The following is a 20,051-nucleotide window of genomic DNA, read 5'->3' on the forward strand; positions in this document are numbered from 1 at the left end:
CGGCTATCGCATCCGCTAGCGCGTCTTCTTCTGTGTACTCTGGCAGCTCAAGATCCGTAAGGTCGCTCTCGTCTTCCTTTTCTTCTAGAGAAGGCTCACTAATTGAAGCAAGTGCATCTTCTTCACTGAATTCAGGTAAGGATTGCTCGTCAATCGCTTCAAAACTTTCTTGAGCAACAGGCTCTGACGCCGCTTCTTGAGGCTCGGCTATCGCATCCGCTAGCGCGTCTTCTTCTGTGTACTCTGGCAGCTCAAGATCCGTAAGGTCGCTCTCGTCTTCCTTTTCTTCTAGAGAAGGCTCACTAATTGAAGCAAGTGCATCTTCTTCACTAAATTCAGGTAAGGCTTGCTCGTCAATCGCTTCAAAACTTTCTTGAGCAACAGGCTCTGACGCTGCTTCTTGAGGCTCGGCTATCGCATCCACCAGCGCGTCTTCTTCTGTGTACTCTGGCAGCTCAAGATCCGTAAGGTCGCTCTCGTCTTCCTTTTCTTCTAGGGGAGGCTCGTTGATTGAAGCAAGTGCATCTTCTTCACTAAATTCAGGTAAGGCTTGCTCGTCAATCGCTTCAAAACTTTCTTGAGCAACAGGCTCTGACGCCGCTTCTTGAGGCTCGGCTATCGCATCCGCCAGCGCGTCTTCTTCTGACGGCTCTGGCAGTTGGACTTCGGAAAGCTCGCTCTGTGACTGTTCTTCTAGCGATGGCTCATTAAAGGAAGCAAGGAGATCTTCTTCTTCTAACTCCACTAACTTGTCATCGTGGAGCTCCTCAACATGGTCCTTTGCCGATGATTCTGCTGAATTGGTTTGAAGCGGCTCAACATCAGCTTGGCTTGGTTCTTCCTCTTCTAGCTCACCAATGTCCCAGTCTTCATCTTGTGGAACTCCAAATTCGTTAGGGCTGACTTCTGGTTTGCTAACCTGTGCGGGTTCTATTTTTTCCGGGGATGTCGAGCTGTTTAGAGGTTGCTCCTCATTCGGCTTCAGATCCGGATAACTTGCCCCTTCAATTTCTGGGTTAAAATCAAATGAGTCGTCGATAAATTCTTCATCGATGTCGCCATCAACCACTCCCATCTGTTCATCATCCAGTAGAGGATCTTTTTCAGGAGCGGCACTTAGCAGATCGTCAATGAAGATGTCGCTGTTAAACTCGGAATCTTCAACGCTATCGTTTTCATTATCCAAAAACTCGCTATTTTGCTGTTCGGTCTCTTCGATATTCTGAGCATGCTGCTCGATTTCCAGCAACTCTTCAAATAATGCCGTACCATCTTCTTCAGCGAGACTATCCTTATCTTCAGCACCTTCTTGCTCTTGGCCTGCCTTTTCAAACTCAAGTGATTCAGAACCATTGTCAGTAAATAGTTCGTCCAATAGCTCTGTACTATTCTCATCCAGCTCGGTTTCAATGTCGGATTCCGTAGTTTCTTCACCCAATAACTCATACAGAGTTTGATCACCAGTGAAGTCAACATCATCAATATCTTCTTCGCTCGAAGCGATGTCTTTATCGGGCTGCACAAGTTCTTCAAGTAAGTCGGTGCTTTCCGATAAGTCTGTCTCGCTCTCTTCATCATCACCGAGTAGCTCATCGAGCAATTCGACACTGTCGCTATCAATTGTTAGGACGTCTTCATCTTGCTCTTCTAATAATTCATCCAGCAGCGCTGTTTCAGTGGAGGAATCAGTTTCTATTGAGGTGAGGTCAGATTGCGCTTCAATCGTTGCGAATAGATCATCAAGTTCACTATCCGACGCTAGCTCTGCTTCTTTTAAATCGAAGTTACCGCCGGTTTTTGCTAGCTCGGGCTCTTCTGAATCCAAGTTGAAATCATCTTCGGACTCATCCAATAATGAATCAAAGTCAAAACTATCATGATGATCGTCATCACTATTGGCGGCAAACAAATCGTCAAGTAGCGATTGATCTAAAGTATCGCTTCCGAGATCTTCAGCTTTATCATCTCCAGCCAATAACGCGTCAATGTCGTCTTCAGAAATGGAATCATCATCATCGGATAAATCAAATTCTGTTTCGCCGTCATCTTCATCTAATAACGCTTCGTCTAAAGCTCGCGCCATCTCATCGAGACCGACAGCTTTTTCGTCAGCACCAACACTGATGCCGTTACTGCTAGCGGTCAAATCTTCTAAATCCGCAGCAAGATCACCATCATCGCCGATACTCGCAAATGGGTCTTCGCCATCTTCACCTTCGAGGTTGAAGTCTAAATCTGTATCGTCTAAATCGGCAAAAATGTCCGATTCTTGCTCAGCATTGTCATCGATTTCATCATCCAGTGTGATGTCGTCACCAAATAACTTCTCACTATCATCAGACTCACCAAACAAGTCATCATCCAGCATTAAATCATCGTCAATATCTTCAAGGCTGCCAGCAGCCATTGGCGTTATGGGCTCTTGATTACCTTGAGTGACAACAGGCTGCTCCGTTGGCTTGGATCGGCGGCCAAGCAACATCACAACCAGTAAACCAATTAACAGGCCAGGAATAAGGGCGAGAGCGGCGACCAACCAAGAGTTGGAAAGCAGTTGATCAAGTGCACTTGGTGCAAGCTTTTGCGCCTCTAATGCTTTTCTACGTTCTTCATCAAGTAGCTTTTCAACTTCAGAGCGAATGCGGTTTTCGTCACCGAGTTCTCCTTTGAGTGCATCGACTTCAGATTGAACATCTGCCAGCATCAAACGTAACTTATGATTTTTCTCTTCAAGCGCCAGTAATTCAGTATCAGATTTCGCAACTTGTGTGCCAATATCTTTTAGCACAGGCTCACTCTTCGTCTTTTCAACAACTGGTTGAGCGGCAGTAGAGGCAATTGTTTTTTCAGGCAAAGCTGTAGAAGCAGCAGTAACAGGCGCTGTTGGCTGCGCCGTATTAGCATTCAATTTGGCTTGATGCGCGGCCATGATATTGACCGCTTCTTGTGTGGGCGCACTATTTACCTGTGCCAATGATGGAACACGTAAGTTGCTACCCGGAATCAAACTGTGAATATTTTGATTTTCGAACGCCTGAGGGTTTAGCCGATAAATGGCCAGCAGGGTTTGTTGTACAGTGACGTTATTCGATGGGCGTAGTCGAGTGGCAATAGACCACAAAGTGTCGCTGTCTAAGGTTGGCCCAAAAAACGTCGATGGTTGGCTATTAGCCTGCTGAAGATTACGAGTTTGAGTGAGATTTTCTGAAAATTGAGGAGAAGACTGGATCTCACCATTCGGCCCAACCAGGCGAATGCTCTCGGCACTAACGATAGAAGTCTGAGTCACGGCAACCATTGCTATCGGCAACAGTAGACGCTGAAAAATTTGACGCATATAAGGCTCAGCTATGTGCTTGGAATAAATAAATACGATGATCTGTTTAATATATCGGATAACGCTAGCAAAACTATAGGACGCAAGGTAAAAAATGTGTCACGACTACGATAATCGCAGGAATCTCACACATTTTTCCCCGCTAAGTGAGCTTGCTCAGACAAAAACAGTACCATAATAAAAAGAAAGGCCAGCATTGGCTGACCTTTTTAAATAGTACTTAAGCTTACTCTGCGTCTATTTTTGCCCAAGTGTCACGTAGACCCACTGTGCGGTTAAAAACCAACGCTTCTGGTTTAGAATCTTTCGAGTCAGCACAGAAATAACCCATGCGCTCAAACTGATAACCTTGCTCCGCGTGTGCCGACACCAAACTAGGCTCAACAAAACCATTAATTTTAACCAATGAATCTGGGTTAATGGTTTCGGCAAAGTTGTCAGCCGCCGCCGGGTTGGGAACGGTAAATAGGCGATCATACAAACGAATTTCAGCTGGCAAGGCTTTATCGGCGGATACCCAATGAATAACACCTTTTACTTTGCGTCCATCAGCCGGGTTTTTACCCAGAGTATCCACATCGTAAGTGCAGAATATTGTCGTAATATTGCCTTGTGCATCTTTTTCAATGCGCTCTGCTTTTATTACGTAAGCGCCGCGTAAGCGAACTTCTTTGCCTAGCACTAAACGTTTGTATTTCTTGTTGCCTTCTTCACGGAAATCTTCACGTTCAATCCACAATTCGCGAGTAAATGGAACTTCACGTTCGCCCATTTCAGGCTTGTTTGGATGATTTGCCAGCGTTAACGTCTCGACTTTACCCGCCTCAAAGTTTTCTATCACCACTTTTACAGGGTCAAGAACCGCCATGGCGCGAGGCGCATGTTCGTTTAAGTCTTCACGGATACAAGACTCTAACGAACTGAATTCGATCATATTTTCCTGTTTTGTCACACCTATGCGTTTGCAAAACTCACGAATCGATGCTGGTGTGAATCCACGGCGGCGTAAACCTGAAATCGTCGGCATACGTGGGTCATCCCAACCATCCACTAATTTTTCCGTAACCAGCTGGTTTAGTTTACGCTTAGACATTACCGTGTATTCAAGGTTTAAACGGCTAAACTCATACTGATGTGGTCGACAATCAATCGTGATATTTTCCAACACCCAATCGTACAGACGGCGGTTATCTTGAAACTCTAGGGTACAAATTGAGTGCGTGATCCCTTCCAAGGCATCCGAGATACAGTGGGTAAAATCGTACATTGGATAAATGCACCATTTATTACCCGTTTGGTGATGCTCTGCGAAACGAACACGGTAAAGCACAGGATCGCGCATCACCATAAAGGATGATGCCATGTCAATCTTGGCACGTAGGCACGCTTTGCCTTCTTCGAAACCACCAGCGCGCATTTTCTCAAATAGGGCTAGGTTTTCTTCAATGCTGCGATCGCGGTACGGACTTGGCTTACCTGCTTGAGTCAATGTACCTCGATATTCACGGATCTCTTCTGGACTGAGCTCTTCAACATAAGCCAGACCTTTTTGGATCAGCTCAACCGCGTATTGGTATAGTTTGTCAAAATAATCTGACGAATAACAAACATCACCAGACCATTGGAAGCCGAGCCATTTCACGTCGGCTTTGATTGACTCAACGTACTCCATATCTTCTTTTTCAGGGTTTGTATCGTCAAAACGTAAATTACACTGTCCCTGATAGTCCTGAGCAATACCAAAGTTTAAGCAGATAGATTTAGCATGACCGATGTGCAGGTAACCATTTGGCTCGGGCGGAAAACGAGTATGCACACTTGTGTGTTTGCCATCCGCTAAATCTTTATCAATGATTTGGCGAATAAAATTCGATGGACGAGCCTCAGCTTCACTCATCTATAGCACCTCAAAATTATTTAGTATCGTCAGAAGATTTTTCTGTATGTAAGAGCAGTAATGCTTGCAGAAACAGAAAGTTTGTCGCTAATGATCCACAATTATCCGCTCTTGCACAATAAAAAGTGGGCATTTCCTGCGATTATTTCAAGACATTGCCTTTTGTCTGGCTAGGCTAAGCAAAATTTCAGGCAAAGGGCGTAAGAAATAGGCAAAAGCTACCGTTGTGGGCAGCCTTAAATTTGAATAGCGCTCATTTGATGAATAAGAAAAACCTCTGCATAAAGCAGAGGCTTTAAAATAACCTAATCATCCGTTGCGATTAAGACTAAGGAAGTTTCACGCTAGAAAGATCTTCGTTTGCATTGATAGACTTCATCTCACCAGCAACGATTTCAGCAAGAGGGCCTAAGATAACTTGTAGGTTATTAGTACCCAGTTTCACCACACCCATGGCACCCAATGCTTTTAATGTTTTCTCGTCGATAATACTCATGTCATTGACAGATAAACGTAAGCGAGTGATACAAGCATCGATGTTAGATAGGTTGCTGTGACCGCCTAGAGCTTTAAGGTATTGTTTAGCGAGCTCAGAAGACTCTTTCGCGCCTGATACTTTGCAATCGCTGTCGTCATCTTCGCGACCTGGTGTTTTAAGGCCAAATTTCAAAATAACGGTACGGAAAATCACATAGTAGAGAGCAAAGAACACAATACCTTGAACTATTAGCATGTACCAATTAACCGCCAGTGGGTTACGTGATGACAATACCATATCCACAAGGCCTGCAGAGAAACCGAAACCCGCAATCCACTGCATTGAAGCAGCAATGAATACTGATAGACCCGTCAATGCTGCATGCAATACATATAGTGCAGGAGCAAGGAACATGAACGAGAATTCTAGAGGTTCAGTTACACCGGTAAAGAATGAAGCAAAACCAGCTGCAATCATGATAGAAGCAACTTTTTCTTTATTCTTCGCTGTAGATGTGTGGTAAATAGCCAATGCCGCACCAGGTAGACCAAACATCATAATAGGGAAGAAGCCTGCTTGGTACATACCCGTTACGCCTGGGATACCTGTACCCTCAGCGATAGATTTTGCACCACCTAAGAAGTTAGGAATGTCGTTAATACCCGCAACGTCAAACCAGAATACTGAGTTCAGTGCGTGATGAAGACCAACAGGGATTAGCAAACGGTTAAAGAACGCATAGATACCTGCACCCGCAGAACCTAGACCTTGAATCGATTCACCAAACGATACTAGACCACCATAAACATGCGGCCATACATACATCAGAACGAAGGCGATAAAAATACCAGCAAACGACGTCAAAATAGGTACTAGGCGTTTGCCAGAGAAGAAGGCTAATGCTTTATGCAATTCTACAGTAGAGAAGCGATTGTAGATTTCAGCAGAAACAATACCTACTAAAATACCAACAAACTGGTTGTTGATTTTACCAAAAGCAGCAGGAACTGCGCTTGGATCAATACCTTGGATCTGTGCAACGGCTCCTGGAGAAAGCAAAGTCGTCACGACTAAGAAACCAACAAACCCCGACAATGCAGCAGCACCGTCTTTATCTTTAGACATACCGTAAGCCACACCAACAGCAAACAGTACAGACATGTTATCAATGATTGCAGCACCTGCTTTAATCAGGAATGCAGCCAAGGCACTGTTTGAACCCCACCCATTTGGGTCGATCCAATAACCAATACCCATTAGTATCGCGGCAGCTGGCAATGTGGCAACTGGTACCATCAACGCCTTGCCTACTTTTTGAAAGTATCCAAGAATATTCACCTTAAGTTCCCCCTATAGGATTTAGGATTTTTTGTATTTGGTTGAGCCACTTATTTTAGTCGCTCAATTTAGTCAAACTCAGTTTATGATATTAATTTTGCTCCGCAAATTAAAACCTTATCATTTGTGATCATAATCACCACAATCTGCCAAATACCAAGGTTTTTGCTAGCGAGATCATAAAACTTATTTTACAATTAAAAAAAATGGAAATTAGGCGATAATATTTGCCTGTTTCATCGTCGAATAGCATGTAAGCTAAACAACCCCGACTGGCTTTTTTCGTATAAAATGCAAACTATAACCATCAAATAACCCAGTCAAAACGAGCACTTAATTTTAATGTCATCCAGCATTGGCTGTTTGCTAGCAAGATAATTCGCGACCTAATTGAAGTAAGAAAAGAAAGCACCGTACTGGCACATTCCACCTTTCATTTCGTCGCCTCGCCAAATTTATAAAATATTGATAGATAAGGATTTGATGATTATGTACGCACTAACTAACTGTAAAATCTACACTGGCAGTGATGTGCTAGTTGACCATGCTGTGATTATCAACAACGAGTTGATTGAAGCGGTCTGTCCTATTGCGGATTTACCACAAGATATAGCGACACAAGATTTAAATGGTGCAAACCTAAGCCCAGGCTTTATCGACCTGCAATTGAATGGTTGTGGCGGTGTGATGCTGAATGATGAAGTAACCGCGACTACGATGCAGATCATGCATAAAGCCAACCTAAAATCAGGATGCACAAGCTTTTTGCCAACGTTAATCACCTCTTCAGACGAAGACATGTGCAAAGCGATTTCTGCCGCACGTGAATATCACTCTAAATATAAAAACCAATCACTGGGTTTACACCTTGAAGGGCCATATCTTAATGTGATGAAAAAGGGCATTCACAGTGTGGATTTCATCCGCCCTTCAGATGACAACATGATCGCCACTATGTGTGAAAATAGCGATGTGATTGCTAAAGTGACATTGGCGCCAGAGCACAACAATCCAGAACACATTGAACGTCTGGTGAAAGCTGGCATTGTGGTATCGATTGGTCACACTAACGCAACTTATACTGAAGCACGTAAAAGCTTTGAATCAGGCATCACCTTTGCCACACACTTATTTAATGCCATGACGCCGATGGTTGGACGTGAACCCGGTGTCGTTGGTGCAATTTATGACACCCCAGAAGTTTATGCTGGCATTATTGCTGATGGCTTTCATGTTGATTATGCTAACATCAGAATTGCTCACAAAATCAAAGGCGAAAAGCTTGTATTAGTGACCGATGCCACAGCTCCTGCAGGCGCTAACATGGATTACTTTATTTTTGTCGGTAAGAAAGTATATTACCGTGATGGTAAGTGTGTTGATGAAAACGGCACACTGGGCGGCTCAGCACTCACTATGATTGAGGCAGTGCAAAACACTGTTGAGCACGTTGGTATCGCATTGGACGAAGCTCTGCGGATGGCAACTCTGTATCCGGCAAAAGCAATTGGTGTGGATCACAAACTAGGCCGAGTTAAAAAAGGCATGGTGGCGAACCTCACTGCATTTGATAGAGACTTCAATGTTCAGGCGACGGTTGTTAACGGACAATACGAGCACAATTGATAATGAATGGCGGACAAATAGGTAACGTAGATTTAGTCAAACAACTCAACAGCGCAGCAGTGTACCGATTGATCGACCTACAAGGTCCGATATCTCGTATTCAAGTTGCCGATGTGAGCCAACTTGCTCCAGCAAGTGTTACAAAAATAACCCGCCAACTTCTAGAACGCGGCCTCATTAAAGAGGTCGCACAACAAGCCTCTACTGGCGGACGTAGAGCCATCTCCTTAACAACCGAAGTCGCCCCTTTTCACTCTGTCGCCGTACGTTTAGGCCGAGATTACATTCAGCTCAGCCTGTATAATTTAGGGGGTAAAGAACTCGCGTCGGACTATCACGAGTTTCACTATTCTCACCAAACACAATTAATTGAGGGGCTCCTTTTCCACCTCAATACCTTTATCAAACAACAGCAAGAGCGAATCGAACAGTTCATTGCCATTGGTATTGCCCTACCCGGCTTAGTCAACCCAGAAACGGGTGTCGTAGAATACATGCCCAACATTGCTATTGATGCACTCGCTTTAGGTGACATCATTCGTGATAATTTTCATGTTGAATGTTTTGTTGGCAACGACGTGCGCGGTATGGCGCTTGCCGAACATTATTTTGGTGCCAGCAAAGACTGTCAAGACTCTATCCTAGTCAGCGTTCACCGAGGAACTGGGGCTGGCATTATCGTCAATGGTCAAGTATTCCTAGGCTATAACCGTAACGTAGGTGAAATTGGTCATATCCAAATCGACCCACTCGGCGAACAGTGTCAATGCGGAAATTTCGGCTGTTTAGAAACGGTAGCCGCAAACCCGGCTATTATATCTCGTGTTAAAAAACTGATTGCTCAGGGCTATGAATCTAGCCTAGCGAATATAGAGAGCATTACCATCAATGATGTATGTGAGCACGCCAATCTCGGTGATGAGCTAGCAAAACAGAGCTTAATTCGAGTGGGTAATCAACTCGGTAAAGCCATTGCGATGACCATTAACTTGTTCAACCCACAAAAAGTGGTAATTGCAGGTCAAATTACAGCCGCTCAAGAGATCGTATTCCCCGCGATTCAACGAAATGTAGAGAATCAATCACTCAAAACTTTCCACACCAATTTACCCATAGTCGCGTCGCAGATTGATAAACAACCAACCATAGGTGCATTTGCTATGATTAAACGGGCAATGTTAAATGGTGTTTTACTTCAAAAATTACTTGGCGATTAAGCAACCGATTGAATTATAATAAAAGGCTGTGTCGTCATGACACAGCCTTTTTTACAACCAAAACATTATTTTTAAACCAAAGCATTACTAAAGGAATTTATGGAACTTATCCTAATTTCAACGGCTTTTTTCGCAGGGTTTATTGCCTTGAAATGCAATTTACCTCCGTTGGTTGGCTTTTTAGTTGCTGGGTTTGGCCTTAATGCTGCTGGCTACCACAGCAGCGATACCATTCTGACCCTAGCCGATCTAGGGGTTACCTTATTGCTGTTCACAATTGGACTTAAGCTAGAGATTAAAACCTTATTTGCGAGAGAGATTTGGGCTGGTGCCACGGTTCATAACCTCCTTTCGACAGGGATTTTCAGCATTGCTTTATTGATATTCAAATATTTAGGGGTTAGCTCTCTGGCCTCGATGTCAATTGAACAATTAGTTCTGCTTGGTTTTGCTTTGTCATTCTCCAGTACTGTTTTTGCGGTGAAATCACTGCAAGAGAAAGGAGAAATGAACGCGACATACGCCACTATCGCCATCGGTATTCTTGTGATGCAAGATATCTTTGCTGTCATATTTTTAACCGTCTCGACAGGAAAACTTCCTCATTGGTACGCTGCCACTTTATTGATCCTACCCTTTATGCGGCCACTATTTTACAAACTGCTCGACTGGGTTGGTCACGGTGAAATGCTTGTTCTGTTTGGTATATTTTTTGCCTTAGTGGTCGGAGCAGGATCATTTGAATTGGTTGGGATGAAACCCGATCTTGGTGCTCTGATTTTAGGCATGCTGCTAGCAGGCCATCGCAAAGCATCTGAGCTGTCAAAATCACTCTTTAATCTAAAAGAGCTGTTTCTCGTCTGCTTTTTCCTCAATATTGGACTATCAGAACAGCCCACAATGACTGGGTTTGCGCTCGCATTGTTGCTCTTACTGCTGCTTCCCATCAAAGGTATCCTCTATTTTTGGGTACTCAACCGCTTTAAATTCCGAGTGAGAACCTCACTGTTAGCCACCTTGTCTTTATTCAATTTCAGTGAATTCGGGCTGATTGTGGGAGGACTTGCTTTCAAAATGGGATGGATGTCGGGTGATATATTGGTCGCACTGGCCATTGCGGTATCCATTTCATTTGTAATCGCAGCCCCAATAAGCCGTAAAGGCCATGAACTCTATCAACATTCACGGCAATGGCTCAAAGAACATGCCGCTGAAAAACTCAACACCAAAGATCAATTAATTAATCCAGGTCATGCTCAGGTACTCATATTAGGGATGGGCCGCATCGGTACCGGTGCATATGATGAGTTGCGCTCTCGTTATGGCAAAATAAGTTTAGGCATAGAAGTCCGAGAAGAGGTTGCTCATGATCACCGCTCACAAGGGCGCAATGTTATTGCTGGTGATGCAACCGACCCTGATTTTTGGGAGCGTATTCTAGACACTGGTAATGTAAAACTCGTACTACTTGCTATGCCGCATCATCAGGGTAACCAAATCGCACTATCGCAGTTACAACACCGTAATTTTAAAGGACAAATCGCAGCCATCGCCGAATACCCAGACCAATTGGAATCACTATTGGAAAGTGGTGTTGATGCAGCATTCAACATCTATAGCGAAGCGGGTAGCGGTTTTGCCCGTCACGTATGTAAACAACTCCAACCTAATTTTACTAAACCGTAATAATGTCTAGGTAAGCCATCGCAATTTTTAGGTAAAACATTGTCATTTCTATGCCCAACTCAATACGGCCCCAGAGCTTAGTTGGGCATAATTTACCCACCATCGCTCAAAAATAGAAAACAAATAGAAAAAATTCATATAAAGTGAGCATTATTTAAATTACATTCACCAAGATACGTCTTATGTGATATTAACGACACCATATGGTTGCTTTTTTTAACCAGAATGGCAAATTAGGTCCAACAGATTAAAAATCATCAAAAGGAAGTTGTATGTGTTCTATATTTGGCATTCTTGATATTAAAAGTGATGCAACAGCGTTACGCCCAATAGCGCTAGAGATGTCTAAAAAAATGCGGCACCGCGGCCCTGACTGGTCTGGCATCTATGCTTCAGAAAAAGCAATCTTGGCTCATGAGCGCCTTTCTATTGTCGGTTTAAACAGCGGCGCACAACCACTTTACAGCCCAAATAAAAAGCACATATTAGCGGTCAATGGTGAGATTTATAACCACAAAGAAATTCGTGCTCGTTACCAAGGTAAATACGATTTTCAAACCGACTCTGACTGCGAAGTGATATTAGCGCTTTATGCAGACATGGGTGCCGCGCTACTTGAAGAACTCAACGGCATCTTTGCCTTTGTGCTCTATGATGAAGAAAAAGATGAGTACCTCATCGGGCGTGACCATATTGGTATCATTCCTCTTTACCAAGGCCATGACGAACACGGTAACTACTACATTGCATCCGAAATGAAAGCTTTGGTAAGCATTTGCAAAACTATCAGTGAATTTCCTCCTGGTAGTTACTACAGCTCGAAAGAGGCAGGCGCACAGCGCTACTATATTCGAGATTGGAATGAATATGCGGCAGTCCAAGGCAATAGCAGCAGTAAAGAAGAGCTAAAACAAGCATTAGAAGCGGCCGTTAAGCGCCAACTGATGACAGATGTACCTTACGGTGTTTTGCTTTCTGGAGGATTGGACTCTTCAATTACGTCAGCCATTGCGAAACGTTACGCCGCAATGCGAATTGAAGATGATGAACAATCAGAAGCATGGTGGCCACAGCTTCACTCTTTTGCGGTGGGTTTAGACGGTGCTCCAGACCTTAAAGCGGCTCGTGAAGTGGCTGAAAAAATTGGCACTGTACACCACGAAATGACTTATACCATCCAAGAGGGTTTAGATGCTATTCGTGATGTTATTTACCATATTGAAACGTATGACGTGACGACAATTCGAGCCTCTACTCCGATGTATTTGATGGGGCGGAAAATCAAAGCTATGGGTATCAAAATGGTACTTTCCGGCGAAGGAGCGGATGAGATCTTCGGTGGTTACTTATACTTCCACAAAGCACCAAACGCGCAAGAATTCCACGAAGAAACTGTGCGTAAACTGCTGGCGTTGAACTTGTTTGACTGTGCTCGCGCTAATAAATCTTTAGCGGCTTGGGGAGTGGAAGGACGCGTTCCTTTCCTAGACAAAGAGTTTATTGATGTTGCAATGAGGCTTAACCCTGCTGACAAAATGTGTGGCAATGGCAAGATGGAAAAACACATTCTACGTGAGTGCTTTGAAGATTATCTGCCAGCCTCGATTGCTTGGCGTCAAAAAGAGCAATTTTCCGATGGTGTGGGCTATAGCTGGATTGACACACTAAAGAGTGTTGCTGAAGAAAAAGTTACCGATCAACAGATGGAAACAGCAAAATACCGCTTCCCATATAATACTCCAGCGACAAAAGAAGGGTATGTTTACCGCGAGATCTTCGAAGAGCTGTTCCCGTTAGAGTCTGCTGCACAATGCGTTCCTGGAGGTCCTTCTGTAGCTTGTTCTTCCGCCAAAGCAATTGAGTGGGATGAATCCTTTAAAAATTGTATTGACCCGTCAGGCCGAGCTGTCAAAGCGGTGCATAATGAAGCGTACTAACCAAAACGCTGGCTAATAAAGTAAATAAAAGGCGCAAAATGCGCCTTTTATTTGTCTAAAGAGCTTACCGTAGAGAGTCAATCACGAATCTAATTCTAAATGCTTATTATCAATGCTCATCGGTATCACTTGGCTGATCATTTTAACCAGCATAATCGATCGCGTCTCACCATCGGGCTCTTGGTAAATGGCATCAATTCCTGAGAACTGCCCACCCTTAAGTCGAACTACCTGCCCTTTTTCTGGAATATTGAACGATGCTACCGGTAATTTTAACTGGTCGAGTAACTTCAATTCCTCGATCAAATCACTGTCCAACTCCTTCGGATGTGAACCAAATCGGATGAAATCAACCACACCGCGAGTAGAGCGCACACTAGTAAAGGTTGGGCCAATTTCAAAATCAAAGTAAATGAACATATAGGAGGGAAAAAGTGGCTCTTTGACAACTTGCCGCTTACCCCGAAGAATTCTCTCTAGTTCAATTTCTGGGTAGAAACATTCGACACCTTGGTTTTCAAGGTGTGCTTTAGCACGCCTCTGATCGCCACGTTTACAATACAACAAATACCAACGTTTCATTTTATTCCTAGCTACTGCTTTTCTTTTTCTTGAATCCTAACACCATCCTCCTCCTCAATAAACGGCTAATAAACTGAACACAAAAATAAACCCTTAATGTCCGAACAAGGCAAATTCAAATAATCAGTAATGAAAGATAAGTTTTCATAACGCAACAAAACTTTGAGCATTGATAGACATGCATTTTAAAAACAATGAGTTAGTTAATAATACCAGAATAAAACACTGATTTTGCTCATTGCGATACGCTAAAAGCCCATGTATATCTAAAGCACAATTTTTCTCATCTCAAATACTAATAATTCTTATGACAAACCAACATCAATACTTTGGGCACCCAAGGGGCCTATTTTTACTTTTTGGCACAGAGCTATGGGAGCGTTTTTCGTATTATGCGATGCGCGCCATTTTGGTACTTTATCTTACAGACGCAACGATGAATGGCGGTCTAGGTTGGTCGACTAAAGATGCTCTCGATCTTTACGGCACCTATACAGGGCTAGTCTACATCACACCGCTTATTGGTGGTTACCTTGCAGATAACTACCTTGGGCAACGCCGTTCTATTTTATTGGGTGGAGCGTTAATGGCCATTGGTCAATTTACGCTAGCACTGCCTGCAGATGTGCTAGGCATTGGCTCTCTACACACTTTCTATTTAGGCCTTGCACTGCTTATCTGTGGTAACGGTCTATTTAAGCCCAATATCTCAACAATGGTTGGTGACCTATATAATGAAGGTGATAACCGTCGTGATGGCGCGTTCACCATCTTCTACATGGGGATCAATTTAGGTGCGCTACTTGCTGGTGTGATCTCTGGTTCAGTTACTAACTCATTTGGTTGGAAAGCCGGTTTTGTGGCCGCTGGTATTGGTATGCTGATCAGCCTTGTGATGCAAATGGCAATGGCTCAATCATGGCTTGGTAATATTGGCCGCGAACCAGCAGCTAAGCGCGATCTAAAACTGAAAAAATCAGCAAATAAAGAACCACTAACGAAAGCAGAAGTAGATCGTATCAAAGTTATCCTTGTGATGAGTTTGTTTACTATTGTTTTCTGGGCGGGTTTCGAACAGGCTGGTGGTTTAATGAACATTTACACGCAGCAATACACTGATCGTATGATGGGTGGTTTTGAGATACCTGCGGCTTGGTTCCAATCGTTAAATCCATTTTTCATTATTACTCTTGCCCCTGTATTAGCCGTATTATGGGTAAAATTAGGTAAGCGTGAACCAAACTCGCCAATGAAGTTTGCATTAGCGATGTTCTTCTTAGCCCTAGGCTTCCTATGTATGGTTGGTGCGGTTATGGAACAAGGTGGTGACACTACCGTAAAAACATCAATGCTATGGCTTGTCGGTGCCTTCTTCTTCCATACCTTGGGTGAACTGTGTCTATCACCAATTGGTCTATCGCTTGTCACTAAACTAGCCCCACTACGCCTTGCTTCATTAATGATGGGAGCATGGTTCGGTTGTAACGCAATCGCGAATTATGTAGCAGGCCATGTAGGTTCTCATGTGGGAGAGCTTGGTGCGATGGCTATCTTCAGCGGTATTGCAGTAACAGCAACCATTGGCGGCGTCATTTTACTGTTGTGCTCTAACACGCTCGTCCGTTGGATGCACGGTGCAGAAAGAGCGACAAGCTACGCTGAAGAAATTGAAGAGCAACAAACTCAGTTGGTTTAGCTTCAAATATACCTAGTAGTAATTCAAGAATAATAATGACAAACGGTCACGCTATAGTGACCGTTTTTGTACTAGAAAAGAATTCAACTCATCAGCGCTTAACTAAGGAAGCCATCATTTCTATATGCATTGCCGAATCATTTAGGCACTCAATGTAGGTAAACAATTCTCCACCAGCGTGAATAAAAGTTTCTTTACCTTGCTCAGCTATCTCTTCTAGGGTTTCTAAACAATCCACCGAGAAGGCGGGAGTGATGATATCCAACTTTTTAATACCGCGGCTTGGCAGAGCCTCTAATGTTTTATCCGTATAAGGCTGTAGCCACTCTTCACGTCCAAAAATAGACTGATAGGTCAGGCCGATTTGGTCAGCATTCAAACCAAGTTCTTGTGCCAAAAGTTCTGTGGTTTTTTGGCAATGCTGTGGGTAGATATCACCGTTATCGGCGTATCGCTTAGGGATACCGTGGTAGGAACAAAGCAAATAGTCACCTTGCCCGTTACGTTGCCAAGAGTCACGGACTTTACTCGCCAAAGATCGTATATAAGCAGGGTGATTATGATAATCACGAATAAAACGTAAATTGGGCGTCACAGGCATACGTTTCATCGCTTTGGCAAGGCCATCAAACACGGCAGCCGTAGTAGTACCAGAATATTGAGGGTACAGAGGCAGCACCACAATCTCTTCAACGCCACGCTCCAATAATGTGTTGATACCCTCTAAAAGGCTTGGTGAACCATAGGTCATACCAAGTTCCACTGGTGTACCGAGATACTGTTCTAACGCTTGCACTTGGCGTTTAGAGTACACCATCAAAGGAGAGCCTTCTTCCATCCAAACAGATTGATATAACTTAGCAACCTTGGGGGCTCGCAGCGGAAGAATCACACCATGTAATAATGGACACCAGATCCAACGACTCATATCAACCACACGTTGGTCATGTAAAAATTGGCTTAAAAATCGTTTTACTGCCGATGCCGTCGGTTCACTCGGCGTTCCCAAGTTAACCAATAGCACACCCTGTTTTTGATTATTTTGCATTACTTCCATTCATCCATTTCATTGTTAATTATTGAGTACGAATTTGCGGTAGGAAAGTTCATAAAAAAAGCGACCTTTCGGTCGCTTTCACTATAACAAAGTTAACAAGCCTATACTGAGCCAATTATGCTAATGCTTTCTCAATATCAGCGCTAACTTGAGCAACTGGCTTAGTGCCATCAAATTTTAGGTATTTCGTATTACCCATTTGTGCTTCTTTACCGTAGTAAGTGATCAGTGGCGCTGTTTGCTCGTGGTAAACACCTAAACGAGCACGAACGGTTTCTTCTTTGTCATCATCACGAACGACAAGATCTTCACCTGTTACGTCATCTTTACCTTCCACTTTTGGCGGGTTGTAAGTGGCGTGGTAGGTACGACCAGAAGCCAAGTGAGCACGACGTCCCGCCATACGCTCAACAATAACGTCATCGGCAACATCAAACTCAATCACATAGTCAACATTTATGCCCATTGCTTTTAAGCCATCAGCTTGAGGAATCGTGCGAGGAAAACCATCGAGTAAAAAGCCCTTTTCACAATCGGCTTGGGTGATGCGTTCTTTGATTAAGCCAAGGATGATTTCATCAGAAACGAGTTGACCAGCATCAATCACTGATTTCGCTTTTTTGCCAAGTTCAGTACCTGCTTTAATCGCAGCACGTAACATATCACCAGTAGAGATTTGTGGAATACCGTACTTCTCCATGATGAATTGAGCTTGAGTGCCTTTACCTGCACCGGGAGCACCTAGAAGAATGATGCGCATGTTTAATCCTCTTTAGAAAATTATGATTTATACCGAAGCTCACAACCAGATGAGACTTAAAACCAACGGTAAGTTTCGGTATAACGGTAATGAGATGAGTGAATAATAATTCGGCGAGCAACATACACAGCTTACCGATCGCATTCAAGCGATGCATTCTAACATACAAATTTAAGCGACTAACCAGATTAAGACTAAAGAATATAATCTTAGCCGGATGTTCGCTGCAAGTTTGCCTAAAATATCGCTCGTTCTCAGCAGAGAATCGCTATTCAAAGCAAAAAGCTCGCAGTTGCGAGCTTTTTGTTAGCCAGTTAGCTATTCAACCTTAGTCAAAAGCTGATTAATTGCGGTTAGGAATTGTGACGGATCTTCCATCGAACCACGCTCAGCAAGCGTCGCTTGACCTAGTAAAACTTCAACCCAGCGACCAAATACTTGCTCATCCGCTTCATCGGCCATCCGTTTCACTAACGCATGTTCAGGGTTAAGTTCCAAAATATACTTCACCTCTGGTACCGGTTGACCAGCCGCAGCAAGCAATTTTGCCATCTGCGTACCCATCTCATAATCGTCGGTCACAACAACCGCTGGAGTACTTGCCAGTTTAAAAGTAGTTCGAACCTCTTTGACACGATCGCCAAGGTACTGCTTCGTACGTTCAACCACCGATTTAAACTCTTCTTCAGTCTCTTTATGCTTCTCTTTTTCCGCTTCATCTTCGAACTGGCTCAGATCTAGCCCTGCTTTGGTGATGGATTGGAACATTTTTCCATCAAACTCAGTGAGGTAGTTCATCAACCACTCATCAATGCGATCAAACATTAAAATAACTTCGATACCTTTGGCTTTAAACTGCTCTAGGTGTGGGCTATTTTTGGCCGCTGCATAGCTATCAGCGGTGAGGTAGTAGATTTTATCCTGCCCCTCTTTCATCCGTTCAACATAAGCCGCTAAACTAACCGTTTGCTCTGCTGAGTCAACCTCGGTCGAGGCGAAGCGCAATAGGCTGGCGATCTTCTCTTTATTAGCAAAATCTTCTGCAGGCCCCTCTTTGAGTACCAAACCAAACTCTTTCCAGAAGGTTTGATATTTATCAGCATCATTGCTCGCCATACGTTCAAGCATGGTCAATACACGCTTGGTACAAGCATTACGCAATGATTGAGTCACCTTGTTATCTTGTAAAATCTCGCGTGAAACATTAAGCGGTAAATCGTTTGAGTCGATTAAACCACGGACAAAGCGCAAGTAGGACGGCATAAATTGCGCAGCATCATCCATGATAAATACACGCTGAACATAAAGTTTCAAGCCTGATTTATGATCACGATTCATCATATCCCAAGGTGCTTTCGCTGGAATATAAAGTAGGCTGGTATAATCGTTTTTACCTTCTACACGGTTATGGCTCCACACCAGTGGGTCAGCATAATCATGGGAAACGTGTTTATAGAACTCTTGATACTCTTCATCACTGATTTCTGACTTAGAACGCGTCCACAACGCCTGTGCTTTGTTGATTTGTTCCCACTGGGTCTCTTCAGTCTCATTACCTTCGTCATCACGAACCTTGGTTTGGATAGAAACTGGAATTCCAATGTGGTCTGAATATTTAGAAATCACATCACGCAGACGCCATTCAGAAAGGAACTCTTTGCCTTCCTCTCGCATGTGCAAAATGATATCGGTTCCACGAGACTCTTTATTAATGCTTTCTACTGTATATTCACCTTCACCTTGTGAATACCATTGAACCGCTTCGTTAGCAGGTAAACCCGCAGCGCGAGTTCTTACAGTGACCGCATCAGCGACGATGAAGGCCGAGTAAAAACCCACCCCAAACTGACCGATAAGCTGAGAGTCTTTAGATTGATCTTGGGATAGCTTAGAGAAAAACTCCGCTGTGCCGGATTTTGCAATCGTACCGAGATGTTCAATGACATCTTCGCGGCTCATACCAATACCGTTATCTGAAATGGTCAGCGTATTCGCTTGGGTATCAAACGATAATTTAACGCCTAAGTTGGCATCACCTTGATATAAATCGGCATTAGACAACGCTTGAAAACGAAGTTTATCCGCAGCATCAGAGGCATTTGAAATTAATTCGCGAAGGAAGATCTCTTTATTGGAATAAAGAGAGTGAATCATAAGATGAAGTAACTGTTTGACTTCAGATTGAAAACCACGAGTTTCTTTATTGGTAGTAGCCGTTTCGCTCATACTAGCTCCATAACATCTGAGTTATTTTCATTCACACACAGAGTGTGCAACCAAGGATGATTTGCTAGTAAGATGAGGCTGGCAATTGTAAATTCAAGGTCAATAATCATAAAAACACTGTTTTTTTCATTTATTTTGATTATGCTTGCCGTAATTTTTATCAAAGAAAATAAAAACTAGCATAATGTTTCATCAATTGCTTCCCCAAGCAGGC

12 protein-coding genes are annotated in these 20,051 nt (G+C 43.4%); 5 read left to right on the forward strand and 7 right to left on the reverse strand.

From position 1 onward, the window contains the following. The 3 genes from EXZ60_RS13650 to nagE form a co-directional block, all read right to left on the reverse strand. A partial coding sequence (locus EXZ60_RS13650) for a FimV/HubP family polar landmark protein (RefSeq protein ID WP_277435849.1) occupies nucleotides 1–3,337 on the reverse strand: 3,337 nt, incomplete at its 3' end. A 226-nt stretch (nucleotides 3,338–3,563) separates the two neighbouring features. Continuing rightward, nucleotides 3,564–5,234, reverse strand: a complete 1,671-nt coding sequence (gene glnS, locus EXZ60_RS13655) for a glutamine--tRNA ligase (protein WP_088732089.1) — start codon at nucleotides 5,232–5,234, stop codon at nucleotides 3,564–3,566. Nucleotides 5,235–5,562: 328 nt separating this feature from the next. Continuing rightward, on the reverse strand, nucleotides 5,563–7,050 hold the full coding sequence (gene nagE, locus EXZ60_RS13660; protein ID WP_277435850.1) for an N-acetylglucosamine-specific PTS transporter subunit IIBC: 1,488 nt from the start codon (nucleotides 7,048–7,050) through the stop codon (nucleotides 5,563–5,565). Nucleotides 7,051–7,539: 489 nt separating this feature from the next. On the opposite strand from nagE, the gene nagA reads away from it, so the two are divergent. From nagA to asnB, 4 genes are all read left to right on the forward strand, one after another. Further along, on the forward strand, nucleotides 7,540–8,676 hold the full coding sequence (gene nagA, locus EXZ60_RS13665; protein WP_277435851.1) for an N-acetylglucosamine-6-phosphate deacetylase: 1,137 nt from the start codon (nucleotides 7,540–7,542) through the stop codon (nucleotides 8,674–8,676). 2 nt (nucleotides 8,677–8,678) lie between these two features. Next, nucleotides 8,679–9,893 (forward strand): ROK family protein, encoded by a 1,215-nt coding sequence (locus tag EXZ60_RS13670; protein ID WP_026028126.1) that lies wholly within the window; start codon nucleotides 8,679–8,681, stop codon nucleotides 9,891–9,893. Nucleotides 9,894–9,992: 99 nt separating this feature from the next. Continuing rightward, nucleotides 9,993–11,579: a cation:proton antiporter family protein gene (locus EXZ60_RS13675; RefSeq protein WP_019282279.1), complete on the forward strand. Its 1,587-nt coding sequence runs from the start codon at nucleotides 9,993–9,995 to the stop codon at nucleotides 11,577–11,579. A gap of 272 nt (nucleotides 11,580–11,851) precedes the next feature. After that, entirely contained in the window at nucleotides 11,852–13,516 is a 1,665-nt protein-coding gene (asnB, locus tag EXZ60_RS13680) for an asparagine synthase B (RefSeq protein ID WP_017045499.1), read from the forward strand. 81 nt (nucleotides 13,517–13,597) lie between these two features. Here the strand turns inward: asnB and rfaH are convergent, their stop codons facing one another. Continuing rightward, nucleotides 13,598–14,098, reverse strand: a complete 501-nt coding sequence (gene rfaH, locus EXZ60_RS13685) for a transcription/translation regulatory transformer protein RfaH (RefSeq protein ID WP_013857303.1) — start codon at nucleotides 14,096–14,098, stop codon at nucleotides 13,598–13,600. A 307-nt stretch (nucleotides 14,099–14,405) separates the two neighbouring features. Here rfaH and EXZ60_RS13690 point away from each other — a divergent pair, with 307 nt between their 5' ends. Next, nucleotides 14,406–15,794, forward strand: a complete 1,389-nt coding sequence (locus EXZ60_RS13690; RefSeq protein ID WP_094150907.1) for a peptide MFS transporter — start codon at nucleotides 14,406–14,408, stop codon at nucleotides 15,792–15,794. Between the two features lie 91 nt (nucleotides 15,795–15,885). Here the strand turns inward: EXZ60_RS13690 and hemH are convergent, their stop codons facing one another. The 3 genes from hemH to htpG form a co-directional block, all read right to left on the reverse strand. Continuing rightward, nucleotides 15,886–16,851 (reverse strand): ferrochelatase, encoded by a 966-nt coding sequence (gene hemH, locus EXZ60_RS13695; protein WP_094146926.1) that lies wholly within the window; start codon nucleotides 16,849–16,851, stop codon nucleotides 15,886–15,888. 115 nt (nucleotides 16,852–16,966) lie between these two features. After that, nucleotides 16,967–17,611 (reverse strand): adenylate kinase, encoded by a 645-nt coding sequence (adk, locus tag EXZ60_RS13700; RefSeq protein WP_208891630.1) that lies wholly within the window; start codon nucleotides 17,609–17,611, stop codon nucleotides 16,967–16,969. A gap of 318 nt (nucleotides 17,612–17,929) precedes the next feature. After that, nucleotides 17,930–19,837 (reverse strand): molecular chaperone HtpG, encoded by a 1,908-nt coding sequence (gene htpG, locus EXZ60_RS13705; RefSeq protein WP_013857307.1) that lies wholly within the window; start codon nucleotides 19,835–19,837, stop codon nucleotides 17,930–17,932. Nucleotides 19,838–20,051 lie beyond the last annotated feature (214 nt).

This window comes from Vibrio sp. 1151_11 (assembly GCF_029478525.1).
Taxonomy (GTDB): Bacteria; Pseudomonadota; Gammaproteobacteria; order Enterobacterales; family Vibrionaceae; genus Vibrio; species Vibrio anguillarum.